Source organism: Vibrio sp., assembly GCF_048266485.1.
Taxonomy (GTDB): Bacteria; Pseudomonadota; Gammaproteobacteria; order Enterobacterales; family Vibrionaceae; genus Vibrio.
On the sequence record NZ_JBLWZK010000011.1, the window covers coordinates 40325 to 65260 of the forward strand.

The following is a 24936-nucleotide window of genomic DNA, read 5'->3' on the forward strand; positions in this document are numbered from 1 at the left end:
TCGTTATACACCTTTGTATCGAGCACATAGTCAGGGTACAAACTTTCGGGAATATGACTAGGTTGAACACTCTGACAAAAAAGCCGTCATCCATAAGGCTGTCGTAGCATATTTTTTATTTTCAAACATCACGTTATTTACCCTAAAAACTTACTGACTTTTCGACTCTTGAGGCGCATCATTTTGTTGATGATGGTATTGCTCAATAAAGCCTTTCAATAATCGATTCATAAAAACCTCAGCCTCTTAACGTCATTATATACCCCTGAATTCAACGTCAAGATGCGAAGCTTCAGCAAGAATAAAGCAGATTCAGAATCTTCTTCAGTGTCATTTATGTTTCAAATTACTGTAACACAACTGTCATATTCCAACCCTAAAGTGGCTTTCGTCAACTGAACGACTTAACGGCATGAAGCCATAAAGGAAACGAAAGTATGAAAAAGACAGTAATCAGCGCTCTAGCAATCCTAAGCGCGCTATCAGTAAACCCAGTATCAGCCAAAGAAACTATCTCTGCGGTAGGTTCAAGTAGTGTTACTCCGTTAATGGAAGTCTTTGCTGAAACATACATGAAAACCAACTCGGATGTATTTATTGAAGTTCAAGGTCCTGGTTCTTCGGCTGGTATCAAAGCTGCAAAAAATAATTCAGCTGACCTTGGCATGTCTTCTCGTGCTTTAAAGGCGGAAGAAAAAGAGCCGACATTAATAGAAGAAGTCGTTGCACGTGATGGTATCGCCGTGGTTGTTAACCCAAAAAACACATTGAAGGGTTTAACTTCTGAGCAGATCACGAAAATTTATAAAGGTGAAATCACTAACTGGAAAGAGGTTGGTGGTGAAGACAAGCCTATCGTCGCCATTACACGCGATACTGCCTCTGGTACTCGTGGCGCATTTGAAGACATCATGAATTTAAAAATGAAAGTGAACGATATGAAAGTATCGGCTATTTCTCAACGAGCTCAAGTTGCTAACGGTAACGGCGGTCTAAAAACAATGGTCGCAAGCAACCCTTACGCTATCGGTTACATCTCATTAGGTACGGTTGATAACACGGTTCACCCACTCACAGTTGATGGCGTTGAAGCAACCGTTACAAATGTTAAGAATGATACTTACAAGGTTGCTCGTCCTTTCTTAGTGCTTTACCACGAAGGTCGTCCAACACCAACGGCTCAAAAATTCCTAGATTGGATGCTAACTAAAGACGCTCAAAAGTTAGTAACCGAACAGGGCTACATTGATATCCACTAAGCAACACCTTTCACTTTAATTGCTCAGCTCGCAAGGGCTGAGCTTATTTTCCATCTCGGATACTTAGCATACCTAAAGTCATTGTAGTTGCCGTGAATACAACAAAAGGGCAGCAGCATGTTCAACGGGTATAAACATTTTCGATATGTGAGTTTTGATTATGACCATCGCCACTTATAGTGACCAAACAACAAATAGTGACAAGCTTATGAATACTGTCGCCAATTCGGAAGACCCAACGTCTGAAAACAATGGCAACTTACGCCAGAAAAAAGGTATCGACTGGAAAGAGAAAATTTTCCACGGTTTATTTTTAGGTAGTGCCATTATAGGTATCGTGTCTCTTGCCCTCATCGCTTATTTCATCATTGCTGAAAGTATCCCTGCATTTAAAGCTGTGGGCGTTTCAGGCATTGTATTAGGTGATAACTGGCTACCACCGGCGTTATATGGTGTGTACACCATGATCGTCGCGTCAATTGTATCAACCTTTGGTGCTGTCCTTGTTGGGGTACCAGTCGGCTTATTAACCGCTATTTTTATTGCTGAAATTGCCCCTAAACGTGTCGCCGATGTCATTCGTCCTGCGGTTGAATTATTAGCGGGTATTCCCTCCGTCGTGTACGGCTTCTTTGGTCTGGTGATCATCGTGCCACTCATTCAGCAAATCTTTGAAGTTCCAGCGGGTAACACCATTCTTGCCGGTATTATTGTACTTGGTGTGATGATTCTACCAACGGTAATTACGGTTTCAGAAACCTCTATCCGTGCGGTACCCCATGCTTATAAAGAAGGTTCGTTGGCACTCGGGGCTTCAAAAACCTTCACGATATTTAAAATCCTCTTACCTGCTGCTCGCTCAGGCATTATGACTGGTGTCATCCTAGGTATCGCCCGCGCTTTAGGCGAAACCATGGCCATTATTATGGTGATGGGTAACGCCCCTGCGATGCCAGAAGGCATTCTGGATTCAGCTCGTACCTTAACCGCCAATATTGCCATTGAAATGTCTTATGCAAGTGGTATTCACGCCAACGCGCTTTATGCAACGGGTGTGGTGTTATTAGTCTTCATCATGATTTTAAATGCAGCTCTTCTGTACCTTAACCGTCAGAAAGCGAGGTAAGCACTATGAATTTCTCAAAAGACTCAGAATTACTCAAACTGAAAAAACAACGCCAAAATAAAGATCTTATTTTAAATGTATTTATCTGGATTTCGGCTGGTCTAACCGTTGGTTTCTTGTTCTGGATTATCTGGTACATCTTATCCAATGGCCTACAGCACGTAAATTGGAACTTCATCACCGATGACTACACTCGTACGGGTGAAGAGCACGGTATTTTCCCGATGATCGTGTCAACCATCTATATGGTAATTGCTTCCATTGCGGTGGCTGCCCCACTCGGCATTATGACGGCGATTTACTTAACCGAATACGCCAAACCGGGCAGTAAATTGGTTAAAGTGATCCGTTTTTGTACTGAATCATTAGCTGGTATTCCATCGATCATCTTTGGTCTATTTGGTATGACATTCTTCGTTGCGGTAATGGGCTTTGGTTTCTCAATCTTGTCTGGTGCTCTTACGCTCAGCATTTTGATTCTACCGGTGATCATTCGTACCACCGAAGAAGCATTAATGGCGGTATCACAAACTTACCGTGAAGGTTCTTACGGCCTTGGCGCATCAAAAATCTATACTATCTGGCGCTTAATTTTACCAAGTGCTATGCCAGGTATTTTAACGTCGGTCATTCTAAGTATTGGTCGTGTCATTGGTGAATCTGCCCCGGTGTTCTTAACCGCAGGTATGGTTGCTCGTATTCCAGAATCGCTACTTGATTCAGGCCGTACGCTAACTGTTCACCTATATAAATTAACGACAGAGCTATTTACGGTCGATGAATGGAACCAAGCTTACGGCACTGCCACCGTTTTGATTGTGCTGGTTCTGATCATCAATATGTTGACCAAGTTAATCGCGAGTCGCATCAATAAAGCGAACTACTGATTCACACAAGCGTAATTTATAAGCTCGTTATTAACTAACACACGAATTAAACCTTAAATGAATGATAGTAGTGGCTCGATAAAGATATCAGCGGCTACCACGACAAAGAGATATCACAATGAATAAATTTAACATCGAAAACCTAGATCTTTTTTACGGCGAAAACCAAGCATTAAAAAGCATTAACTTGCCGATTCCACAAAAGAAAGTAACCGCATTAATTGGCCCTTCTGGTTGTGGTAAATCGACCCTACTACGCTGCTTAAACCGCATGAATGACTTGATTGCAGGGGTTAAAATCACCGGTAAAGTGACCATGGATAATAACGACATTTATGGCAATATCGACGTATCAGATCTACGTATTAAGGTGGGAATGGTATTCCAAAAACCGAATCCATTTCCAATGAGCATTTATGAAAATGTCGCATACGGCCTACGTGCTCAAGGGATTAAAGACAAAAAGCACATTGATTCAGTAGTAGAAAAATCACTACACGGCGCAGCGTTATGGGATGAAGTGAAAGACCGTTTGAAATCACATGCGTTTGGCCTATCTGGTGGTCAGCAACAACGTTTATGTATTGCACGAACCATTGCCATGCAGCCTGATGTGATTTTAATGGATGAACCAACTTCGGCACTTGACCCAATTGCCACTCATAAAATTGAAGAATTGATGGAGTCCCTAAAGAAAGAGTTCACCATCGTTATCGTGACTCACTCAATGCAGCAAGCACGTCGTATTTCAGACCGTACCGCCTTCTTCTTAATGGGTGAACTGGTTGAGCATGATGAAACACAAATCATCTTCAGCAACCCAAAAGATGACCGCACACAAGGTTACGTGAATGGTGACTTCGGTTAAAAGGTAAGTAGGTCGTTAGGCTCTAAAAAAACGGAGCCTAACACTAAGAATAACTATAAAAAAGCGATGGAACGTTTGCCCCTTACTGAGGGGCTTTTTTGCGAGAAAAAGAAAAAATTCTGATTTATATCTATTCCAACAAATAACTGCTCATCTTAGCCTGCTAAAAACTTGCTCATTACGTTATAAGATGTATATACCCACTACTAACAGAAATTTCATGCCTTATTATCAAGCTTTTTCTCTGCACTAATGTAGACCATTTACTTATTGGATTTGGTATTATTTTTCTGTGCCAACTGCTCTAAATCAATACCATTTTGCTCAAGTAATTTCTCTAAAGCAGGGAATAATTCACCTAGATTCTCTTCCAAGGTTTCACGTACCGTATCCACTAGAACTTGGGTACTGCGTTCGATTTCGATGTTTAACTTAGAACCGGCTTGCTTCAATTCAAACGTCGTCATTCGGCGAGTTTCAGGGATCAGCCAAACATCAAACCAGCCTTGTTTTTTATCAACATCAGAGATAGTTAAGCTCGCGCCATTAATCGCAATATAACCTTTCGGGAAAATATAACGTAACCATTGAGGTCCTACCCCAATACGGATGCGGTAGTTTTCTTCAATATGCTCAACACTGACGACTTGAGCGCAAAAATCGACATGGCCAGAAAGTGGATGTCCACCGATCTCAGCACCATCTTTCGCGGCACGTTCTGCATTCACTGTATCGTTTTCTACCACTTCACTGAGGGTGGTAATTTGCAGGCTTTTTAGCATCACATCAAAACGCAAAATGTTAGCGCTTACTATTTCAGTCACCGTTAAGCAAACACCATCAATGGCAACGCTAGCACCAATTTCAATTTCCTGACAAAAGCCTTCAGGGAAAGCAATATCAAAGCTACGAATACCCTGATGATCGGTAACTTTTTTCAGTGTTGCAACGGCTTGAACAATACCTGTAAACATAAAACATCCAGCATTAAACGAAAGGAGTGACTATATTGTCAAAATTGTCGCTTGATACCAAGACAAAGAAGTGATTAATCTCGGCCATAAGTATCTAAGTACAAGACTGTCGCGGCCGTTCTTGAGGCAACATTCAGCTTCTTTAACAAGCTTTTCATGTGCACTTTTACTGTCGACTCTGAGATAAATAGGCGATCCGCAATTTGCTTATTACGATAACCTTTTGCGACTTCTTTCAAAATTTGCATTTCACGGTCAGTGAGCTGATCCATTAAGTTATCGCCTTCACCACGCGTTTCTAAATGCTCTTTTACTAGGTGACTATAAACTGGCTCACCTTGCTGTGCTTGCTTTAATAGTTCGATCAGTTCTTCAGGCTCACTATCTTTTAACAAATAACCATCCGCTTGTGCTTTGACTAGTGCATCAATGTCCGCTGGGTTATCAGATACGGTTAAAATAATAATCTGACTATCAATATTTTCTTTGCGCATCGCTTTTAAAGTATCTAAACCCGACATGCCCTTCATATTTAGGTCCAACAAAATAATGTCGGGATCAAATTCATTGGCAAGCGCGATAGCATCTACCCCATTACTGGCTTCTCCTACTACTTCAAAGCAGCATTCTAAATTCAGTAGTTGGCCAATACCACGACGCATTAATGGATGATCATCAACCAATAAAACTTTTGATACTAAATTTGTCATCTCGTTATTACCTACTAATCTATGTTCAAAAAAGAAGAAGAGTATTTATCAAGCAGTGGCGATGATATTACTCTTCTTCGTCGCTCTTATTATCATTGTTATTCGTTAACCTGAACTGCGGATAAGAAAGTGAATTAATTTTGTATATCAACACGTTAGTTAACTCTGTACCAGAGTGCCTCTATTTTTGATAGATAACTAGCAAAATCATAAGTCCATAGCTGGCGTATTGCGTTAATTTTAACGACGTTAGACGCAAAAAGAGGTGTGCTGGTGAGGCTTAAATTATCCAGGGTTCAGATTAGTTAATTCCATTTGTAAGCTTACTTTACTACCTTGTCCTCGCTCTGAGGTAATCTTAAAATCTGCCTTTAAACGAGAAGCTCTCTCTTTCATAATACTCAATCCGTAATGGTTGAGCTTAGGCTTATTAATATCAAAACCAACACCGTCATCATCGACATTAATATGGATAGTATTATTTTCATGGTAACAATTCACATTAATGTGATCGGCTGATGCGTGTTTAATTGCATTGAGTACAGCTTCTCGTATAAATTGCAGTAAATGTACTTGTTGTTGTGCATCTAAATCAATTGAAAGCAATTGATTATCAACGATTAACTGAGCTTTTGTATGTGCTTTAAGTGGCTCCAGTAGCTGCTTCAATGCTTCGCCAAAATGAGCCTCTTCAATTTTAAGGCGGAAAGTACTTAAGAGTTCTCTTAATTGAGTATAAGCTTGGGCTAATACTTCATCGACTTCCTGAATGATGTCTGTTGCAACCTCGCAACGTTTAGCACAAAGATCTTGATTTAAACTCCGCTTAAGTAAAGTGACTTGAATTTTTAGGTATGACAATGACTGCGCTAATGAATCATGTAACTCCCGTGCAATAGTCGCACGTTCTTGCATTAAGATCAGTTGTTCGGTTTGCTTTTGATTATGACTAAAATACAAAGCTCTAGCGATAATATGACTTAAGCTCTCCATCACTAAGTTCACGGCTTTATTTTGTGTTTGTTGCCATTCGAGCTTACCTAATGGCATACCATTTTCTTCTAATGAAAAACTTTTCCAACTTGAATATTGATCACAATGACCAGAGACGAGTTGAATTTGGCCCCCTTCATTTTCATCGATCGATAAACGACAAGCCTGTATTCCATCCACTTGTTTAAAAGTGTCCAATACCAATTGAAAATCATGAATTGTTAACCGCGAACTCGACAACGCTTCTGAACAATTATATAAAATTTTTAATGAATCATTCGCTTGCTGTAATTCTCTGGTTTTCTCATCAACAGCCAACTCTAAACCATGATAAAATAACGCCAACTCTCGAGCCATCGACTGGTAGCATAGATTCAATACATCTAATTCAGTTTGATTATTCATATCTAACTGAATATCAAAGTTTTTATTTTGAATCGATTGGCTCGCTGCAACCAGTTGGGCTAAAGGCTTGACGACTTTATTTCGGGTAAATCGAACAATTAAAACCGTGATGCCAAAAATCAAAAACAGACATAATGCACCAGCCAGTGCAAACATCTTTAGTTTATTTTCAGAAAAGCGCTGCAAATTTAATACGAACAAATCAAGCTCATCGACCAATGTGCTCACTTGATGTAAATACACATTTTGATTACCAGATTGAATTTGAGATGAAAGTTGAGACCATTGCTCGACAATTTTTTGGTATTGTTCACGAATAGTGTTGGGTACTAATACATTATCAAGTGATTGCATACTCGATGATCGAAGCGATTTATCCATACTTACCATATGTTGTGTAAGCTGCGGAGATTGACTTTGAATATCATACGCTAAGCGATAACTTTGCATCCTTAACGATCCTGCCACATTGATCACTTCAGCATCTTTTAAACTATAGGTGATAGTGAACATCGCAACAAATATCGCCACAAGGGCTAATATAATAATTGAGCCGAGTCCCTTCGCTATCGTTGTTGCAATCGGTTTTTTTGGGGCCACATAATGGTCTGAATTAACGAGAATATTCACCTATCACCTAGTTTTTAATCGAAATAAACCTTTCTTCTATAGGTAATATTACTTGAACGATGGAAAATATGTGAGCTTTCTACAAGTGATTAATTGATCTAGAACAACTCTACCCCTCAATTACCCCTTTGTAGGTATTTCAGCTTTACCTATAAAAACTACAATTTTCATGTGGGAAATTAAAAGATTTAACTGAACTATTATTGGTCATGATAATGGGTTCGTTTTACAAGGTATCTGGCGTGTCTAACTCTCAAGTAAACCTCTCAAGACGGCAATTATTTACTCGCCGTAAAGATGCCGATAAACCCAATTTACCTTGGGTGAAAAACCATATTTTTACCGATGCGTGTATCCAATGTGGAAAATGCATTCAAGCATGCCCTGAAAAAATAATAAAAACCTCGGATGGTGGCTTTCCTCGGGTTGATTTTAATTATGGTGAGTGCACTTTTTGTTATCAATGTGCAGAAAGTTGTCCCGAGCCTTTATTTCACCCTAAAACAGACCTTCCTTGGCAGGTCAAAGCACACATTACTGATGAGTGTTTAGCCAAAAAAAATGTTGACTGTCGTTCATGTGGTGACAGTTGTGAGCCTCAAGCTATTCGTTTTAAATTGGCGATAGGCACAGTCGCTCAGCCCGAGATAGATACGCATCTCTGTAATGGTTGTGGTGCCTGTATATCAGTCTGTCCAACATCAGCCATTACCATTAAAGAGTCGTAAATTAATTGGTTTGAATAAACCTAATAACAATATAGAGAGCTGTAATGTCGCTTAATGAAGTTCATATCTCAAGTTTAGTCGTTCATGTTATACCCGAACATTTAGCATCCATAAAAACGGTAATAGAGTCTTTTGAAGGAACCGAAATCTACGGCGAAAGCGAAGAAGGGAAATTGGTTGTCGTAATTGAAACTGAAAATCAGGGTTACATTACCGACACCATTGATGCGATCAATCAACTTGATCACGTCTTAAGCACCGCATTAGTTTTTCATCAAATCGAGGACAATCTCGATGATGAAGCAGAAATAACGGAATAATAACAATTAAGTACTTAATTATTTTTAAGTAAAACACTGGATTAAAAACCCGAGGGTGATGTATGAAAATGACAAGACGTGCGTTTGTTAAAGCAAATGCAGCCGTTTCCGCCGCCGCCGTCGCAGGGATAACCCTCCCCGCTTCTGCTACTAACCTGATCGTAAGCTCAGACGAAACCGCCATCAAATGGGATAAAGCTCCATGCCGATTTTGTGGTACTGGCTGTTCGGTTTTAGTTGGTACGCAAAATGGCCGCGTTGTGGCAACACAAGGTGATCCTGAAGCGCCAGTAAACAAAGGTTTGAACTGTATTAAAGGCTACTTCTTATCGAAAATCATGTACGGTAAAGACCGTTTGAATACGCCATTATTGCGTATGAAAGATGGGAAGTTCGATAAGAATGGTGAGTTTGCACCTGTTTCTTGGGATCAAGCTTTCGATGTAATGGCTGAGAAATTCAAAAAAGCCCTTAAAGAAAAAGGCCCCACCAGCGTCGGTATGTTTGGCTCTGGCCAGTGGACAGTCATGGAAGGTTACGCGGCTTCTAAATTAATGAAGGCAGGTTTCCGATCTAACAACATCGACCCGAATGCTCGTCACTGTATGGCTTCTGCGGTAGTTGGTTTCATGCGTACTTTCGGTATTGATGAACCAATGGGTTGTTACGATGATTTCGAACATGCGGATTCTTTCGTACTTTGGGGTTCAAACATGGCAGAAATGCACCCTGTACTTTGGACTCGTATTACTGACCGTCGTTTAAGTCACCCACATGTGAAAGTAAACGTTCTTTCAACTTACTATCACCGTTCTTTTGAATTAGCTGATCGCGGCATGGTTTTCCACCCTCAATCAGACCTTGCGATTGCTAACTTCATTGCTAACTACATCATCCAAAATGATGCAGTAAACTGGGATTTCGTAAATAAGCACACCCACTTTAAACAAGCAGTAACCGATATTGGTTACGGCCTGCGTGATGACGACCCTCTACAGCTAAAAGCGAAAAACCCGAACTCAGGCGACATGTCTGATATCAGCTTTGAAGCCTACAAAAAATCAGTGGCGCCATACACCGTAGAAAAAGCCTCTGAAATGTCAGGGGTACTACCAGAAGACCTCATTGAACTAGCCAAGCAATATGCGGATCCAAACCGTAAAGTGATGTCACTTTGGACGATGGGTATGAACCAACATACTCGTGGCGTTTGGATGCAAAGCTTAGTGTACAACCTACACTTGCTGACAGGTAAGATTTCAGAACCAGGCAACAGCCCGTTCTCACTAACTGGTCAGCCATCGGCGTGTGGTACAGCTCGTGAAGTAGGTACCTTCTCACACCGTCTACCAGCAGATCTGGTCGTTGCCAATCCTAAACACCGTGCGATTGCTGAGAAAATTTGGAAACTACCAGAAGGTACTATTCCACCAAAACCTGGCTTCCACGCAGTACAGCAAGATCGCATGTTGAATGACGGCGTACTCAATGCTTACTGGGTAATGTGTAACAACAACATGCAAGCCGGTCCAAACATCAATACTGAACGTCTTCCTGGTTACCGCAACCCTGATAACTTCATCGTATGTTCAGACCCATACCCAACAGTCACCGCGCAAGCATCTGACCTGATTCTTCCAACGGCAATGTGGATTGAAAAAGAAGGCGCTTACGGTAACGCAGAACGCCGTACTCAAGCTTGGTACCAACAAGTATCACCTGTTGAAGGGGCAAGATCTGACCTTTGGCAAATCATGGAATTCTCAAAACGCTTCAAAATTGAAGAGGTGTGGCCTGAAGAGTTGATGGCGAAAGCACCAGAGCTTCGCGGCAAGACCATGTACGATATCTTATTCCGCAACGGTAATGTTGATAAGTTCCCGCTAGAAGAAGCGCAAGAGCTTAACGATGATGCTAAATCAGCTGGTTTCTACGTACAAAAAGGCCTGTTTGAAGAATACGCCGAATTTGGTCGTGGCCACGGTCATGACTTAGCACCTTACGATGTTTACCACACAGTACGTGGTCTACGTTGGCCGGTCGTCGATGGTAAAGAAACCTTATGGCGCTTTAACCCAGAATATGACCCATACGCAAAACGTGCTGGTCGTGACTTCTATGGTCAAGCTGATGGTAAAGCGCTAATTATTTCAGCGCCTTACGAAGCACCACCGGAAGTGCCAAATGAAGAATTCGATTTATGGTTATGTACTGGCCGTGTTCTTGAGCACTGGCATACCGGCACCATGACTCGTCGTGTGCCGGAGCTATATAAAGCTGTACCAGATGCGCATTGCTTCATTCATCCCGATGATGCAGAAGCTCGTAACTTACGCCGTGGTGATGAAGTTCTTATCCAATCGCCACGTGGTGAAGTGCGCGCCCGTGTTGAAACTCGTGGTCGTAACCGTCCGCCACAAGGCTTGGTTTTCGTACCGTTCTTTGATGCTCGTATCCTAGTCAACAAATTGATTTTAGATGCGACTGACCCACTATCTAAACAGACTGACTACAAGAAATGTCCTGTGAAGATCACGAAAGTTGGCAGTGTTTAAGACTGATTTAAGCACGAGCAATAAGAAATGATGGCCATTCGACATGAATGGCCAACAAAGAATCGGAGAAGATTATGAAAAAAATCATCATGGCATTGATCGCCGCAAGTGCATTGATCATAGGTGCCGTACAAGCTGAAGATGGTGACATCATTACCCCCGCTAAAACCAATCCAGGTGGTATCGGTGGTGTTCAATCATTACGTGGTAGTGCCGAACTTGAAGCAACACGCCCTGCCGACGACTTTAAACGTTTCCCAAAAGATCACAAAGTCGATAGCAACTATGTGTACCAACCACCATTGATACCACATACGATTCGTAACTACGAAGTGTCGTTAAATGCTAACAAATGCCTTGCTTGTCATAGCTGGAAAAATGCTAAAGAGATGGGGGCGACAAAAATCAGTGTAACGCACTATGTAAACCGTCAAGACGCGGTATTGTCTGACGTATCACCTCGTCGTTACTTCTGTTTGCAATGTCACGTACCTCAAGCAGATGCAAAACCGTTAGTTGAGAACAAATATGAGCCAGTAGACTCATTAAAATAAACGCTGCGCCTAGGTGAACTGTAAATCAATATGATGAAAGAGTGAACCTAGGCCAAAAGAGAGACGATTATGAAAATCTTAAAAAACTTTTGGAAGCGTTTATCCACCCCAAGTAAAGCAGCAGCAGGCGTTATCCTGTTTATGGGCTTTATGGGTGGTCTACTCTTCTGGGGCGCATTTAACACTGGTATGGAAGCAACCAACACAGAAGAATTTTGTTCTGGTTGTCACGCACCTATCGTGAAAGAGATTCGTGAAACTATTCACTACTCTAACCGCTCTGGTGTTCGTGCCATTTGTTCAGACTGTCACGTACCACATCAGTGGACAGACAAAATTGTACGTAAAGTACAAGCATCAAAAGAGCTACTTTTCCACTTTATCGGTACCATTGATACTGAAGAGAAATTTAAAGCGCGTCGTGGCCACCTTGCTCACCGTGAGTGGCAAAGGATGAAAGAGAACGACTCGAAAGAATGTCGTAACTGTCACCAATTTAACTACATGGATTTCTCAGAACAAGGTCCGCGAGCCATAAAACAGCACTCGACAGCACTGGCTGATGGCGATAAAACATGTGTAGATTGTCATAAAGGCATCGCACATAAATTGCCTGACATGAGAGATGTGGAAGGCTGGCAATAAACCACCAGATAAAAAGGAGAAAGATTTATGGGTACTCTAGAATACGTTATCTGGCATATATTAGGTTACGCAGCCATGCCTGCGATTATCCTAGGTGGATTTGCTGCTGTGGCGGCCATTTGCATCGCTATTTTATCTTTCACTAAAGATAAGCAAATCGACTAGCCTGTCGTTTACTAGCTTTTATAGCCAAAGTAACTGGGTGTATATCAATCGCCTGAATATCTAATTATTCGGGCGATTTTTTATCCTTTCAAAAATCGCTTACTGGCGTTCAGCCAAGTAACTTCAAAATGAAGAATTCAATAAGCCATCTATTTCTTTGTTATGCCTCATTTATCTCGGTATGATTAACGGCAATAGGACAGCTTCTCGCTATTCCGCCTTTCTTTATCACTTTCAAACAAGGAACGATTTATGACAAATATCGCTTTTATCACGGGTGCCACTTCTGGATTTGGCCGAGCGGCTGCGCGTCGTTTTGCTCAAGATGGTTGGTCTTTAGTTTTATCTGGCCGTCGCATGGAACGTTTAATTGAATTGAAAGAAGAATTAAGCGGCGTTCCGGTACATATCATGCAGCTCGACGTTCGTGATGACCAAGCGGTGAAAACTGCCGTTGCCGAACTGCCTGCTGAATTTTCTCAAATCAAAGTATTGATTAACAATGCCGGTCTTGCTCTTGCACCACAAAGTGCTGAAAAGGTCGACCTTAAAGATTGGCATACTATGATCGATACCAACATTACTGGTTTGGTCAATGTGACTCATGCCCTACTACCAACCCTAATTGAAACAGGTGCAGGTTCAAGCGTAATTAATATTGGTTCAATTGCGGGTGAGTGGCCATACCCTGGCAGCCATGTTTACGGTGCGAGCAAAGCCTTTGTAAAACAATTTAGCTATAACTTACGTTGTGATTTATTAGGCACCGGTGTGCGTGTCACAGATATTGCCCCTGGCATGGCGGAAACCGAATTTACACTAGTTCGCACTAAAGGCGATCAGGCTGCCTCTGATAATCTATACAAAACCACCACTCCGCTAAGCGCTGAAGATATTGCTGAGCAAATGTTCTATGTTGCGACATTGCCAGATCACATCAACATCAACCGATTAGAAGTCATGCCAACTCGTCAAGCTTGGTCGCCATTTGCAGTTGATCGTGATTAATAGCTCTCTTACCTAGTCGCTACCTTATTAAGAATATTACCAATCACAATCAATAATTCAGCAGCACATACAAAAAGCTTCCAGTAAATTGGAAGCTTTTTTATTGGATTTATCCGCAGACTATCTATAGCCAAAGTAATTGGAGTTGCAGTGAGGCGACAAGTGAATGAAGCCCCATGAGCATAGCTCGCCTATGTGATTGGGGTGAATGAGTGCAGTCAACAAAGCTGCATCTTCAAGTACGAAGGATTTAGAGCAACTTTTCAATATCTTCAGCAAGCTCTTCTGCCGAATAGGTTGGCGAATAACGCTCAACCACTTTCCCCTCTCCATCGACAAGAAATTTGGTGAAGTTCCATTTGAGCTCCCCATCATCAAAGACTTGACCAATTGAGGTGAGCTTTTCAAGTAAACTTTCTGAGGCATCATTGGATTTATCGTCATGCCGCTGCATTTTCAAATGCTTAAATAATGGATCGGCATCTGGGCCATTGACTTCAATTTTAGCGAAGTTGGTAAAGCTCACGCCATAGTTCACCTGACAGAAATCCATAATACCTTGATCATCTTCTGGCGATTGCTCCAAAAATTGATTACAAGGAAAACCCAGCACTTCAAATCCTTTGTCTTTATAGGCTTGATGTAGCGTTTCCAAACCTTCTAGCTGCGGTGTTAAACCACACTTGGTTGCAATATTAACAATCAATAATATCTTGCCGTGATACTTAGACAAGCTAACTAACTCACCCGACACTGCTCTTACTTTAAAGTCATGTACATTCATCTTAATCACTCCTTAAATTATCTTCTTCCAAGTGCTATTTACACCTTACACTTTTACCTACTCTTTGGTACTACCATTTTAGGGCTACCACTTTAGGGTAGTTTTAGTTCAGAATTGATTTGAATCAGTATTCTTGCTCACCGTTTCGCCATGATAACCCCAGTTAATTTATTTTTATGGGCGAAATATATATGAATAAGATCAAACTCGTCGTCATCGGTAACGGCATGGTTGGCCACCGTTTTATCGAAGATATCGTCGAAAAAGGTGATTTAAACCAATACGAAATCACGGCATTTTGTGAAGAACCCCGCGTCGCTTATGACCGAGTTCATCTCTCTTCATACTTCTCCCATCACACGGCTGATGAGCTATCCCTTGTTAAAGAAGGCTTCTATAAAAAACATGGCATTAATGTCTTAATTGGTGAGCGTGCCATTAATATTAGTCGTGAAAACAAAACTGTGTATTCAAGCTCTGGTCGTGAAGTGCAATATGACAAGTTGATCATGGCGACCGGTTCTTACCCATTCGTGCCGCCAATTAAAGGCAACGAAAGTAAAGACTGCTTTGTATACCGTACGATTGAAGATTTAAAAGCGATTGAAGCGACCGCGAAGAAAAGCAAAAGCGGCGCGGTAATCGGTGGTGGTTTACTGGGTCTTGAAGCCGCTGGCGCATTAAAAGCACTCGGTGTTGAAACTCATGTCATCGAATTTGCGCCTGTATTAATGGCGGAGCAGCTTGATCTACAAGGCGGCTTGAAACTACGCAACAAAATCGAACGTATGGGTGTGCAAGTTCATACCAGTAAAAACACATTAGAGATATTACCCCAAGGTGACAGCGCCCGTAACACGATGAAATTTGCTGATGGCACCGATTTGGAAGTCGACTTTATCGTGTTCTCTGCGGGTATTCGCCCTCAAGATCGCCTATCTCGCCAAGCAGAATTAGAAATTGGCCCACGCGGCGGTATCGCCATTAATGACCATTGCCAAACCTCCGATCCAGACATTTACGCAGTGGGTGAGTGTGCTTCTTGGAATGGCGTTTTCTTTGGTTTAGTGGCTCCGGGTTACAAAATGGCGCAAGTGGCGGTTGACCATCTGTTAGGTAATACAGAAAGCCAATTCACTGGCGCTGACATGAGTGCCAAGCTGAAATTACTTGGTGTGAAAGTGGGTAGTATTGGTGATGCCAATGGCCGTACACCAAACTGTAAGAGCTTTGTTTACCAAAACGATGAAGAAGACGTGTATAAGCGCTTGATCGTTTCTGCAGACAATAAAAAACTGCTAGGTGCGGTATTAGTCGGTGATACATCAGATTACGGCAATTTACTGCAATTGCACTTAAATGATATGGATCTACCTGAGCATCCAGACACCTTAATTCTTCCTGCTCATGCTGGCGCAGAAAAACCATCAATGGGTGCCGATGCACTACCTGATTCAGCAGTAATCTGTTCTTGTTTTGATGTAACGAAAGGCAAAATTGCGGCCGCGGTTGCTGAAGGCCACACCACACTCGGTGATATCAAAATGGTCACCAAAGCCGGTACTGGTTGTGGTGGTTGTGTTCCAATGATCACGCAAGTACTGAATGCTGAGCTAGCTAAAGCCGGTATTGAAGTTAAAAATCATATCTGTGAGCATTTCGAATATTCTCGCCAAGAGCTATTCCACCTATGTCGTATTGAAAGTATTCGTTCATTCGATCAACTGCTTGAAAAACACGGCCACGGTTATGGCTGTGAAGTATGTAAGCCAACTGTCGGCTCTATCTTAGCGTCTTGCTGGGGCGACCACGTCTTAAAACCACAGCATGTTGGCCTCCAAGATACCAATGATAACTTCCTTGGTAACCTACAAAAAGATGGCACTTACTCTGTTATCCCTCGTATGGCCGGCGGTGAAGTGACCCCTCAAGCTCTAGCAGTACTTGCTAATGTGGCGGCCGAATACAACCTGTATACCAAAATCACTGGCGCACAACGTATTGGTTTATTTGGCGCGCAAAAAGATGATCTTCCAGCCATCTGGAAAACACTCATCGAAGCGGGTTATGAAACTGGTCAAGCCTATGCTAAAGCACTGCGTATGGCGAAAACCTGCGTAGGCAGCACTTGGTGTCGTTTCGGCGTACAAGATAGTGTTGGCCTAGGTTCTTACCTAGAAAACCGTTACAAAGGCATTCGTACCCCTCACAAGATGAAATTCGGTGTATCTGGCTGTACTCGTGAATGTGCGGAAGCTCAAGGTAAAGATTTAGGTATCATCGCCACCGATGCAGGCTGGAACATGTATGTCGGTGGTAACGGTGGTATGAATCCTCGTCATGGTGACCTACTGGCTTCTGATTTAGATAAAGAAACCCTAATCAAGTACATCGACCGTTTCATGATGTTCTACATCCGTACCGCGGATAAATTACAACGTACATCAGTATGGCTAGAAAACTTAGAAGGCGGCGTAGACTACCTACGCAAAGTCATTATTGATGATACCTTAGGCATCAATGATCAGCTTGAAAAAGATGTACAAACACTAATAGACAGCTACACCTGTGAATGGACTAACACGATTAATGATGAAAGCCAGTTAACCCGTTTTGCTCATTTCATCAACAGCGATGCGCGCGATGAAAACGTGGTATTTGTTCCTGAGCGAGAACAACACCGTCCAGCGACATTTACAGAGAAGCACCCACACTTACGTGGTGACATTCTACACACCGACCTAAACGATAAAAAAGTAACGGAGGAAGCGTAATGACTAGTCAACCAAATACGAATCAAAAAAGTCATAAACCTAGTTGGGTAAAAGTCTGTGCGCTCAGCGACATTACGCCAAAAACTGGGGTTTGCGCCCTAGTGAACGGTAAGCAAGTTGCGATCTTCCGTCCACGTTTTGATGAGCAGCTCTTCGCCATCAACAACATGGACCCATTTGCTCAATCGAACGTGTTATCTCGCGGTTTAATTTGCGAGCACGATGGTGAACTTTGGGTTGCCAGTCCACTTAAAAAACAACGTTTCAACCTAGAAACTGGTCGCTGTCTTGAAGATGAAACCATGAGCGTACAAGCTTATGAGATTCGTGTAAAAGGTAATGAAATTGAGGTGAAGGCGTAAACGACTTGCGAAATCTCGTGACTCGTTTCTCGGACTGCCCTTTCGAGAAACGAGATTCGATAACCGCGTACCGTTAATAAGTTTCCATATCCATAGCGATTCCCTTTCCATCCTGAATCGCTATTAGTATTTAAACTTTAATTTTTGTAGGAAATCATTATGTACGCAGACACTATTAAAAAGTGCTCGAACAACGCGGCTCGTATCGTCAAGCTTGCTGATAATAACCCTCTGGGTTTTTGGATTAGCTCAGCGATGGCAGGCGCTTATGTCGGCATCGGCATTATTTTAATTTTCACTTTCGGAAACCTTGTTGATCCTTCTATTCGTCCAATTGTCATGGGCGCAACTTTTGGTATTGCATTAACACTGGTGATCATTGCTGGCTCTGAACTGTTCACAGGTCACACTATGTTTTTGGCATTTGGCGCATTAACTGGCCAAATTTCTTGGAAAGATAATACGCGCATCTTGCCACAAACTTGGCTAGGTAACTTAATCGGCTCCGTATTAGTTGCTTACCTATTCTTCCTTGCTGGTGGCGGAAATCTTCTACCAGATGCAAAAAGCTTCTTACACGCAGCAGCACTAGGTAAAACAGCAGCGCCTGCTAGTGTACTATTTTTTAAAGGCATTCTATGTAACTGGTTAGTATGTTTAGCAATTTGGATGTGTCAACGTGTTGAAGGCAGCAGTAAATTCATCGCTATTTGGTGGTGTTTATTGGCTTTCATCGGCGCAGGTTTTGAGCACTCAATTGCTAACATGACTATTTTTGCACTTTCTTATTTTGGTAACCATTCAGATGCCTTCACACTAGTGGGTATCGGCCACAACCTACTATGGGTATCATTAGGTAACTTGGTTTCTGGTGCGATCTTTATGGGCGTTGGTTACTGGATTTCAACACCAAAAGCAGAGCGTCCGATTTTTGATAAAGAAGACGTTGAGAGTGTACAGGAAGTAAAAGCGTAAACGTTCCTCGGCGACTCGTGGCTCGTTACTCGGCACTGGTTTTGATGAAATCTTGTTCGAGCAACGAGTCACGAGAATCGCTACACTAAACTCAATCATTGTCTCCTACTTTATTCGGTTTTCGGAGTTCACTATGCAGGCCACCTCTTTTAACGCTCGTCCATTCGTTTCCCTTGTTGGCGCGGGTCCTGGCGATCCGGATTTACTGACCATGAAAGCTTATCGCTTGGTTCAATCAGCGGATGTGGTGGTTTATGACCGCTTAGTTTCAGAGGAAATCATGGCATTAGTGAATCCTAATGCAGAGCAATTGTTTGTGGGTAAAAAACTGAATCATCATTGTGTGCCGCAAGATCAAATCAACCAAATATTGGTCGACAAAGCGCTGGAAAATAAGCATGTGGTGCGTTTGAAAGGCGGTGACCCATTTATCTTTGGTCGTGGCGGTGAAGAGCTAGAAACTCTTGTCGAAAATGGCGTTGAATTTGAAGTCGTGCCGGGGATTACTGCAGCATCAGGTTGTAGTGCTTATGCCGGAATTCCGCTAACTCATCGCGATCATGCGCAAAGTGTGCAGTTCATTACTGGGCATTTAAAGAAAGAAGGTCAAGATATTCAATGGCCGAGTTTGGCGCAAAATAACCACACTTTAGTCTTTTATATGGGACTCAAACAAGCACCCGTAATTCGCCAAAACTTAATAGCAAATGGACTACCGCATGAAACCCCATGTGCAATTGTGGAACGAGGCACTACCCCTCAACAACGCGTGTTAACAGGCACATTAAAAGAGTTAGAGTCACTAGCAACTCAAGCCATCAGCCCATCACTCATCATTGTTGGTAGCGTGGTTTCACTGCACCACCAACTACATTGGTTTGAGCGATAATACGAGATGATAACTATTGAGTAATAAAACTTTCTTTTGCTGCTTTACTCAGTTTTTTAATGCGAATTTCTTCTTTAATCGCCGCACTTTTATCTGCCACTTGTTGTGACCAGACTAGTGAGAGCGGCCCCTTCCCTCTTAAATACTTAGCACCTTTACCCGTTTGATGTTGCTCAAACCGACGTTCAAGATCATTCGTAATACCACAATAAAGCGTCTTGGTTCGTGTACGAATTAAATACACGAACCAAGATTTTTCTGTTGGTTGAGAAGATGTGGTTGGCATACGTTAATCTACGATCAAGGCTTTCAGTTCTTCAACCTGTGCTTTCAATTCAGCGACTTGTTGCTCTAAAGTGCTGATACGTTCTTCATATTGATTGCGGCTAGAAGAAACGGATGTTGGTGCTGTATTAGCATAAGATTCAACATCCACCTCGCCACAGAACAAATGTTGATAGCGTGATTCACGTTTACCCGGCTCACGTGGCAATTTCACTACTAAAGCCCCTTCTTCACGTGATGCCATTTGCTCCAATAACGCTTCAACTTGTTTCACATCAGTAAATTCACATAGGCGATTGGTCCGAGTACGGATTTCACCGGGAGTTTGCGCACCACGCAATAACATGCAACATACGATGCCACGCTCTTGGTCTGTTAACTTCAATGAGCCAAATTCGGTATTACAAAAACGATGACGAAATTTAGACACGCGACTATTAAAACCACTTTCATCTGTCATTAAGCGGCGATCAATCAAAGCGTTTGCAGCATCCATCACTTCCGCTTCGCTCAATGCCATCACAGGATCACGGTTGCTTTTTTGATTACAAGCGGTGGTAAGGCTATTTAGAGTGAGTGGGTAGTAATCAGGAGTCGTCACTTCTTTTTCAATTAAACAACCAATGATTCTGGCTTCAATTGGGGTGAGTTCTATATTCATATTGTTTATTCCTTGGGCCTGTTACTCATAACATCAATGATCCCAGCGATAAGGGCGATAGATCTGGCGACCATTATCTGCCACGACGACAATTTGACTTCGATTCAAATCTAAATCGATTCTTTGCATCATCTTACGTGACGTTAAATAGGCTTTCCTAAAACGCTGCTGTGCAGTACCTTGGTCGCAAGATTCGGTCGTGACTGACGCTTTATTGTCTGCTGTTGAATTATTCTCTGTCATTCTTAATCAGATTATCTATAAAGTTACTTGGGTATAGATCAACATATTATTATTAAGATATTGGTTTTGTATGTGAATAAATCAAGGTCACACCTCACTCAACTAAAATTTAACCTGCCCAAACATCATAATTGATGAATTTTTCATCTAGTAAGTATCAATGAATTCAATTCATCACAATGTAAGACTATGCTTTTAGGCTTATCCTTATATACCCAAGTGACTTTAAGGTGTGAGTTTCAGCAAGAATAAAACAAGCTTTAGGCAAGACAAATTGAATATGATCATAGTGATTCTATCTCTGTTCAATTTAACGCAGCCTCAAGGTTTGGATGATAGCTCTGAATCCTGCACCTTGAAGTCACTTGGGTATATTTTTTTGATCTTAACTCTGTTTTGTCTGTTAGGTATATGGTTTAATTTGAAAAGTTAATTAATCATCAGAATTAGGAAGAAACTATGGCTAACGTATTTGAAATCGTAAACCAAGCTCGTCGCAAAAATAAACTTAAACGCGAAATTATTGATAATGAAAAGAAAATTCGTGATAACCGTAAACGTGTTGATTTACTAGATAATCTACTTGATTACATTCACGCAGGAATGACTCACGAAGAAATCGTGGAAATTATCAAGAATATGAAAGCTGATTATGAAGACCGTGTTGATGATCACATCATCAAAGGTGCTGAAATTTCTAAACAACGCCGTGAAATCAGTCGAAAAATCCGTGAACTGACTGAAGCAGACAAACTACAACACACAAACGCAAAAAATAAGTAATGGTTTAATATATAAAAGGGCCTCTGTTATGAGGCCTTTGTTTTGTTACTAGAGATTTAACTTTACCGCGCTTTATGTGAAATCACTTAAATCTACAAGGAAATAATAATGACTCTGAAACGTGTGCTTTTAAAACCAATAACACTTTGTGTCTTACTCGGCTTAAGTTCTTCCGCTTTCGCTAATGTTGTCATTAATATCCCTTCTGAAGTTGATGTATTAGCAGCCAATAGCCAAAAAGCAGAAATTGAAGGTGGTTTTTTCTCAAGCACTAAGTCTATCACTTTACCGAATGGTGAAAACCAAATCGTCTTCCGTTACAACCCAGTATTCAAACAAGGTAATGATCAAATAACCGTTACTACTGATGCTATCATCACCAAATTTACTGCCTCAGATACTGAGTTAAATTTTGACCTTCCTAAATACCGTAATGCCGATCTCGCACGAGACTTTGATCATAACCCAGATTGGAAATTGGTTAAAAAAGATGGAAATGCTATTGAAGTAAAACAAGATAAGTTGTTAAAGCCGGGTGTTCAACTTGGTCGTAACTACGATCAAGAATCCGTTGCTTACAACAAAACCGGTGGCGTAGCAGCCATCATGCCAGCAACAACGGCTGCAGTCGTACTAAAAATGCCGGCTAACAGCCAGTACAAAACCACTGAAGAACAAATGTTGCACTACTGGTATGAGAAAGCCGACAGTGAAACCAAGCAACGCTTCCTGCAGTCGATTATTCAAGCGAAGTAATACCCCAACCAGTAATTAAAGTAACATTAAAGCGAAAGAACGCCGTTAACAAAACTGCGGCTTCAAATACCAAGGGTATAAAAAGGGCTTATCTACTCTTCCTAGTTAAAAGTAGATAAGCCCTTCTTTATTTGGCTAAGCCAATGTTTTATTCATCATCAACGATTGGTTTCTTTTTCTTCTTGATCATGAAAACTTGTTCGCCAACATCGACATTCTTATAGAAGCTCTTATCACGTTTGACTGGCTTCTTAACCGTATTAGATTTCTTAGTCACTTTCTTCGTACTCGCCGCCCCTTTTTTCACAAAAGGTTTACGTGGCTTAATACCTTTAAATTTACCTTTCAAACCTTCAAGTACTGAGAAGGTCAAATCTTGCTGTAGGTAGGTTTCGACGTTCTTAAAACTCACCCAGTCTTTCGGGCCAACTAATGAGATTGCGGTACCTTTGTTGCCAGCACGCCCCGTACGACCAACACGGTGTACGTATTCTTCAGTATGTTTTGGCATATCAAAGTTAATCACGTGGGTTACGTTTGCAATATCAAGACCACGAGACGCAATATCGGTCGTTACAAGAATCTTATGAACGGCACGCTCAAACTGGCTCATGATGTTATTACGCTGAGTCTGATTTAACCCACCACTTAACGCCACCGCTTTGAGCTGTTTCTCATTTAGCTTAGTAGTTAAGCGTTCCGTATCACTACGAGTTGCGGTGAAGATAATCACTTGTTTGTATTCCGCTTCTTCAAGCAGTCGCTCAAGAATCGCTTCTTTATGATCGAGGTGATCACAAAGGTAAAATGATTGGTCGATATCTTTATGTTCTTCTGCTGATAAACCAATTGAAATACGTTTTGGATCTCTAAGCATTTCATTCGATAAACCGCTTACTTCGGCATGATCAAGTGTTGCTGAGAACATTAACGTCTGACGACGACGGTGTTTAGCTGCGTTATGAATACGGCGTAATTCTGGAGCAAAACCTAGATCTAGCATGCGGTCAGCTTCATCAAGAATCAGCGTTTCAACCCCTTCTAAATATAAAGAGCGATGCTCAAGGTGATCGGCTAAACGGCCTGGTGTTGCCACGATAAATTTCGGATATTTACGTAGTGCTTTCACCTGGTCGTTAAAGTTTTCGCCACCAACAATCAAAGTGCCAGTGTAGGAAAGACCGCCAAGCATGGCTTTTAGCTCACCGAATACTTGTTTCGCTAGCTCACGGGTTGGGACCAAAATCACACCACGAGGATCTTTAGCAGAAAAGGCTTTGGTTTTTAACGCTTTATGCAGCATAGGCAAAACAAAGGCTAATGTTTTACCTGAACCTGTCTTGGATGAAGCCAATAAGTCTTTACCTGCAATCGCAACTGGGATCGCTTGACGCTGAATATCCGTTGCTTGTGCAAAATTGTAGTGTTGTAGGTTTTTCAGTAGACGATTATCTAAACCAAGATCTTTAAACTGCAAAGGGGTGCTCCAAAAGAAATAAAAATAAACTCATGTGCATAATAGCATAAGGCATCCGTGGCTCCCTCATACTTTTATCCTCAAGTAACTTCAAGGTAGTTTTCAATTCATTCAGGTCATTCTATTTCTGACATTCAACCTACGCGCCACCAGCTCTACTCCAGGCTTATAGCGTTTCGCGGAGGCATTCAAGGCAAGTTCTAACGCGCTGTCGGCAATGGTTTCAAAACGTTGAGATAGCGAGTTAATTTTAATCGGTAAGAAATCCAATAAACGATTATCACCATAAGTGGCAACCTTAACTTTACCCATCAGTTCTGAGTATTCGAATAACACATCAAGCACACCTTCTAACAAAGTGTAAGAAGTGGTAATGATCGCGTCTGGCATCGTGCCTTGATCTAGCCATTTTTGTATCGCTGAACGACCGGATTGAGAATTAAACAACGCGCCATACTCAACGTACGTTTGCAAAGGCTTATTATGTTGACGAACAGCCGCTTCAAAACCTAGTTGACGTTCTTTGGATATATTCAAATCGGGTAATGCACCAATTAACCCCACTGAGGTAACATCATCAAACAATACCGAAGCAGTCAAACTTAAAGCCCCCTCAAAATCTTCGCTGATCACGCAACTAAAGTATTCATCATCTAATGGGCGATCGAGAGCAATCACCGGAATACCACGCGTTTGAATGTTAGTGTAAAACTCATTGGCATCTGGAAGAGAGCTTGCGACAAATAACGCATCGATCCGACGACTGACTAAAGCATTGACCACTAATTTTTCAGTTTCCGGATCGTCATCAGAGCTACCAATCAAAATTTGATAGCCCGCCTGACGAGAATTAAATTCCAATAATTTAGCGAGACGCGCATAACTGCTGTTTTCTAAATCCGGTATCACAAGCCCAAATGAACGGCTTTGCCCGGCGCGTAAAGAAGAAGCTGCATGATCAGGTTGGTACTGATGCTCTTCGACTACAGCCATGACTTTCTGCTGTGTTTTTTGACTAATACGGTACTTGGTCGCTTTACCATTGATGACATAGCTCGCTGTCGTTTTTGATACTCCTGCGAGTTTGGCAATTTCATCAAGCGTCATCGGGTTAACCTCT

The 24936-nt window shown here is 41.7% G+C and carries 26 protein-coding genes; 17 read left to right on the forward strand and 9 right to left on the reverse strand.

The features are described from left to right. Nucleotides 1-437 precede the first annotated feature (437 nt). From ACN0T8_RS12435 to pstB, 4 genes are all read left to right on the forward strand, one after another. Nucleotides 438-1259 carry a phosphate ABC transporter substrate-binding protein gene (locus ACN0T8_RS12435; protein WP_417880942.1) on the forward strand — a complete coding sequence of 274 codons (822 nt, stop codon included), beginning with the start codon at nt 438-440 and terminating at the stop codon, nt 1257-1259. A gap of 160 nt (nt 1260-1419) precedes the next feature. After that, nucleotides 1420-2385 carry a phosphate ABC transporter permease subunit PstC gene (gene pstC, locus ACN0T8_RS12440; protein ID WP_417880943.1) on the forward strand — a complete coding sequence of 322 codons (966 nt, stop codon included), beginning with the start codon at nt 1420-1422 and terminating at the stop codon, nt 2383-2385. Between the two features lie 5 nt (nt 2386-2390). Continuing rightward, complete coding sequence (pstA, locus tag ACN0T8_RS12445) at nt 2391-3272, forward strand: phosphate ABC transporter permease PstA (RefSeq protein WP_417880944.1); 882 nt, start codon at nt 2391-2393, stop codon at nt 3270-3272. A gap of 118 nt (nt 3273-3390) precedes the next feature. Beyond that, nucleotides 3391-4140, forward strand: a complete 750-nt coding sequence (gene pstB, locus ACN0T8_RS12450) for a phosphate ABC transporter ATP-binding protein PstB (protein WP_417880945.1) — start codon at nt 3391-3393, stop codon at nt 4138-4140. Nucleotides 4141-4403: 263 nt separating this feature from the next. Here the strand turns inward: pstB and ACN0T8_RS12455 are convergent, their stop codons facing one another. From ACN0T8_RS12455 to narQ, 3 genes are all read right to left on the reverse strand, one after another. Further along, nucleotides 4404-5114: a riboflavin synthase subunit alpha gene (locus tag ACN0T8_RS12455; RefSeq protein ID WP_417880946.1), complete on the reverse strand. Its 711-nt coding sequence runs from the start codon at nt 5112-5114 to the stop codon at nt 4404-4406. Nucleotides 5115-5188: 74 nt separating this feature from the next. Further along, on the reverse strand, nt 5189-5824 hold the full coding sequence (locus ACN0T8_RS12460; protein ID WP_417880947.1) for a response regulator: 636 nt from the start codon (nt 5822-5824) through the stop codon (nt 5189-5191). A 285-nt stretch (nt 5825-6109) separates the two neighbouring features. After that, on the reverse strand, nt 6110-7852 hold the full coding sequence (gene narQ, locus ACN0T8_RS12465) for a nitrate/nitrite two-component system sensor histidine kinase NarQ (protein ID WP_417880948.1): 1743 nt from the start codon (nt 7850-7852) through the stop codon (nt 6110-6112). Nucleotides 7853-8094: 242 nt separating this feature from the next. Here narQ and napF point away from each other — a divergent pair, with 242 nt between their 5' ends. The 7 genes from napF (at nt 8095) to ACN0T8_RS12500 (ending at nt 13827) form a co-directional block, all read left to right on the forward strand. Then, a complete protein-coding gene (gene napF, locus ACN0T8_RS12470) occupies nt 8095-8580 on the forward strand; it encodes a ferredoxin-type protein NapF (protein ID WP_417880949.1) in 486 nt (161 codons plus the stop codon). Between the two features lie 44 nt (nt 8581-8624). Further along, nucleotides 8625-8900 (forward strand): chaperone NapD, encoded by a 276-nt coding sequence (locus tag ACN0T8_RS12475; RefSeq protein ID WP_417880950.1) that lies wholly within the window; start codon nt 8625-8627, stop codon nt 8898-8900. A gap of 62 nt (nt 8901-8962) precedes the next feature. Further along, the gene (gene napA, locus ACN0T8_RS12480; RefSeq protein ID WP_417880951.1) at nt 8963-11455 is read left to right on the forward strand and encodes a periplasmic nitrate reductase subunit alpha; all 2493 of its coding nucleotides are present in this window, start codon (nt 8963-8965) and stop codon (nt 11453-11455) included. A gap of 74 nt (nt 11456-11529) precedes the next feature. Beyond that, a complete protein-coding gene (locus ACN0T8_RS12485) occupies nt 11530-12009 on the forward strand; it encodes a nitrate reductase cytochrome c-type subunit (RefSeq protein ID WP_417880952.1) in 480 nt (159 codons plus the stop codon). 69 nt (nt 12010-12078) lie between these two features. Then, entirely contained in the window at nt 12079-12654 is a 576-nt protein-coding gene (locus tag ACN0T8_RS12490) for a NapC/NirT family cytochrome c (RefSeq protein ID WP_417880953.1), read from the forward strand. A 27-nt stretch (nt 12655-12681) separates the two neighbouring features. Further along, nucleotides 12682-12819: a TIGR02808 family protein gene (locus ACN0T8_RS12495; RefSeq protein ID WP_083962801.1), complete on the forward strand. Its 138-nt coding sequence runs from the start codon at nt 12682-12684 to the stop codon at nt 12817-12819. A 252-nt stretch (nt 12820-13071) separates the two neighbouring features. Continuing rightward, nucleotides 13072-13827 carry an SDR family NAD(P)-dependent oxidoreductase gene (locus ACN0T8_RS12500; RefSeq protein WP_417880954.1) on the forward strand — a complete coding sequence of 252 codons (756 nt, stop codon included), beginning with the start codon at nt 13072-13074 and terminating at the stop codon, nt 13825-13827. Between the two features lie 250 nt (nt 13828-14077). Here ACN0T8_RS12500 and ACN0T8_RS12505 read toward each other — a convergent pair whose 3' ends face one another. Continuing rightward, nucleotides 14078-14611, reverse strand: coding sequence for a glutathione peroxidase (locus tag ACN0T8_RS12505; RefSeq protein WP_417880955.1), 534 nt, complete (start codon nt 14609-14611; stop codon nt 14078-14080). Between the two features lie 191 nt (nt 14612-14802). Here ACN0T8_RS12505 and nirB point away from each other — a divergent pair, with 191 nt between their 5' ends. The 4 genes from nirB to cobA all read left to right on the forward strand — a co-directional run bounded on the left by nirB (nt 14803) and on the right by cobA (nt 19611). Then, nucleotides 14803-17385: a nitrite reductase large subunit NirB gene (gene nirB / locus ACN0T8_RS12510; RefSeq protein ID WP_417880956.1), complete on the forward strand. Its 2583-nt coding sequence runs from the start codon at nt 14803-14805 to the stop codon at nt 17383-17385. After that, complete coding sequence (nirD, locus tag ACN0T8_RS12515) at nt 17385-17747, forward strand: nitrite reductase small subunit NirD (RefSeq protein ID WP_417880957.1); 363 nt, start codon at nt 17385-17387, stop codon at nt 17745-17747. Before nirB ends, nirD begins: the two co-directional genes overlap by 1 nt. A gap of 159 nt (nt 17748-17906) precedes the next feature. Then, nucleotides 17907-18722: a nitrite transporter NirC gene (gene nirC / locus ACN0T8_RS12520; protein WP_417880958.1), complete on the forward strand. Its 816-nt coding sequence runs from the start codon at nt 17907-17909 to the stop codon at nt 18720-18722. 133 nt (nt 18723-18855) lie between these two features. Next, complete coding sequence (gene cobA, locus ACN0T8_RS12525) at nt 18856-19611, forward strand: uroporphyrinogen-III C-methyltransferase (protein WP_417880959.1); 756 nt, start codon at nt 18856-18858, stop codon at nt 19609-19611. 13 nt (nt 19612-19624) lie between these two features. Here cobA and ACN0T8_RS12530 read toward each other — a convergent pair whose 3' ends face one another. From ACN0T8_RS12530 to ACN0T8_RS12540, 3 genes are read right to left on the reverse strand one after another with little or no spacing between them, the layout of a single operon-like run. Continuing rightward, entirely contained in the window at nt 19625-19897 is a 273-nt protein-coding gene (locus ACN0T8_RS12530; RefSeq protein ID WP_417880960.1) for a GIY-YIG nuclease family protein, read from the reverse strand. A gap of 3 nt (nt 19898-19900) precedes the next feature. Beyond that, complete coding sequence (locus tag ACN0T8_RS12535; RefSeq protein WP_417880961.1) at nt 19901-20557, reverse strand: YceH family protein; 657 nt, start codon at nt 20555-20557, stop codon at nt 19901-19903. A gap of 33 nt (nt 20558-20590) precedes the next feature. Beyond that, nucleotides 20591-20800: a hypothetical protein gene (locus ACN0T8_RS12540; protein ID WP_417880962.1), complete on the reverse strand. Its 210-nt coding sequence runs from the start codon at nt 20798-20800 to the stop codon at nt 20591-20593. A 459-nt stretch (nt 20801-21259) separates the two neighbouring features. On the opposite strand from ACN0T8_RS12540, the gene ACN0T8_RS12545 reads away from it, so the two are divergent. Together ACN0T8_RS12545 and ACN0T8_RS12550 are read left to right on the forward strand one after the other, a co-directional pair. After that, nucleotides 21260-21583: a DUF496 family protein gene (locus ACN0T8_RS12545; RefSeq protein ID WP_417880963.1), complete on the forward strand. Its 324-nt coding sequence runs from the start codon at nt 21260-21262 to the stop codon at nt 21581-21583. A 108-nt stretch (nt 21584-21691) separates the two neighbouring features. Further along, nucleotides 21692-22339: a DUF2057 family protein gene (locus tag ACN0T8_RS12550; RefSeq protein ID WP_417880964.1), complete on the forward strand. Its 648-nt coding sequence runs from the start codon at nt 21692-21694 to the stop codon at nt 22337-22339. Between the two features lie 148 nt (nt 22340-22487). Here the strand turns inward: ACN0T8_RS12550 and ACN0T8_RS12555 are convergent, their stop codons facing one another. Beyond that, a complete protein-coding gene (locus tag ACN0T8_RS12555) occupies nt 22488-23816 on the reverse strand; it encodes a DEAD/DEAH box helicase (protein WP_417880965.1) in 1329 nt (442 codons plus the stop codon). 111 nt (nt 23817-23927) lie between these two features. Next, nucleotides 23928-24923, reverse strand: a complete 996-nt coding sequence (cra, locus tag ACN0T8_RS12560) for a catabolite repressor/activator (RefSeq protein ID WP_417880966.1) — start codon at nt 24921-24923, stop codon at nt 23928-23930. Nucleotides 24924-24936 lie beyond the last annotated feature (13 nt).

Coding starts and splice junctions, on each gene's coding strand:
- ACN0T8_RS12435 (WP_417880942.1), top strand. CDS start 438: ATGAAAAAGACAGTAATCAGCGCTCTAGCAATCCTAAGCGCGCTATCA.
- pstC (WP_417880943.1), top strand. CDS start 1,420: ATGACCATCGCCACTTATAGTGACCAAACAACAAATAGTGACAAGCTT.
- pstA (WP_417880944.1), top strand. CDS start 2,391: ATGAATTTCTCAAAAGACTCAGAATTACTCAAACTGAAAAAACAACGC.
- pstB (WP_417880945.1), top strand. CDS start 3,391: ATGAATAAATTTAACATCGAAAACCTAGATCTTTTTTACGGCGAAAAC.
- ACN0T8_RS12455 (WP_417880946.1), bottom strand. CDS start 5,114: ATGTTTACAGGTATTGTTCAAGCCGTTGCAACACTGAAAAAAGTTACC.
- ACN0T8_RS12460 (WP_417880947.1), bottom strand. CDS start 5,824: ATGACAAATTTAGTATCAAAAGTTTTATTGGTTGATGATCATCCATTA.
- ACN0T8_RS12475 (WP_417880950.1), top strand. CDS start 8,625: ATGTCGCTTAATGAAGTTCATATCTCAAGTTTAGTCGTTCATGTTATA.
- napA (WP_417880951.1), top strand. CDS start 8,963: ATGAAAATGACAAGACGTGCGTTTGTTAAAGCAAATGCAGCCGTTTCC.
- ACN0T8_RS12485 (WP_417880952.1), top strand. CDS start 11,530: ATGAAAAAAATCATCATGGCATTGATCGCCGCAAGTGCATTGATCATA.
- ACN0T8_RS12490 (WP_417880953.1), top strand. CDS start 12,079: ATGAAAATCTTAAAAAACTTTTGGAAGCGTTTATCCACCCCAAGTAAA.
- ACN0T8_RS12495 (WP_083962801.1), top strand. CDS start 12,682: ATGGGTACTCTAGAATACGTTATCTGGCATATATTAGGTTACGCAGCC.
- ACN0T8_RS12500 (WP_417880954.1), top strand. CDS start 13,072: ATGACAAATATCGCTTTTATCACGGGTGCCACTTCTGGATTTGGCCGA.
- ACN0T8_RS12505 (WP_417880955.1), bottom strand. CDS start 14,611: ATGAATGTACATGACTTTAAAGTAAGAGCAGTGTCGGGTGAGTTAGTT.
- nirB (WP_417880956.1), top strand. CDS start 14,803: ATGAATAAGATCAAACTCGTCGTCATCGGTAACGGCATGGTTGGCCAC.
- nirD (WP_417880957.1), top strand. CDS start 17,385: ATGACTAGTCAACCAAATACGAATCAAAAAAGTCATAAACCTAGTTGG.
- nirC (WP_417880958.1), top strand. CDS start 17,907: ATGTACGCAGACACTATTAAAAAGTGCTCGAACAACGCGGCTCGTATC.
- cobA (WP_417880959.1), top strand. CDS start 18,856: ATGCAGGCCACCTCTTTTAACGCTCGTCCATTCGTTTCCCTTGTTGGC.
- ACN0T8_RS12530 (WP_417880960.1), bottom strand. CDS start 19,897: ATGCCAACCACATCTTCTCAACCAACAGAAAAATCTTGGTTCGTGTAT.
- ACN0T8_RS12535 (WP_417880961.1), bottom strand. CDS start 20,557: ATGAATATAGAACTCACCCCAATTGAAGCCAGAATCATTGGTTGTTTA.
- ACN0T8_RS12540 (WP_417880962.1), bottom strand. CDS start 20,800: ATGACAGAGAATAATTCAACAGCAGACAATAAAGCGTCAGTCACGACC.
- ACN0T8_RS12545 (WP_417880963.1), top strand. CDS start 21,260: ATGGCTAACGTATTTGAAATCGTAAACCAAGCTCGTCGCAAAAATAAA.
- ACN0T8_RS12550 (WP_417880964.1), top strand. CDS start 21,692: ATGACTCTGAAACGTGTGCTTTTAAAACCAATAACACTTTGTGTCTTA.
- cra (WP_417880966.1), bottom strand. CDS start 24,923: ATGACGCTTGATGAAATTGCCAAACTCGCAGGAGTATCAAAAACGACA.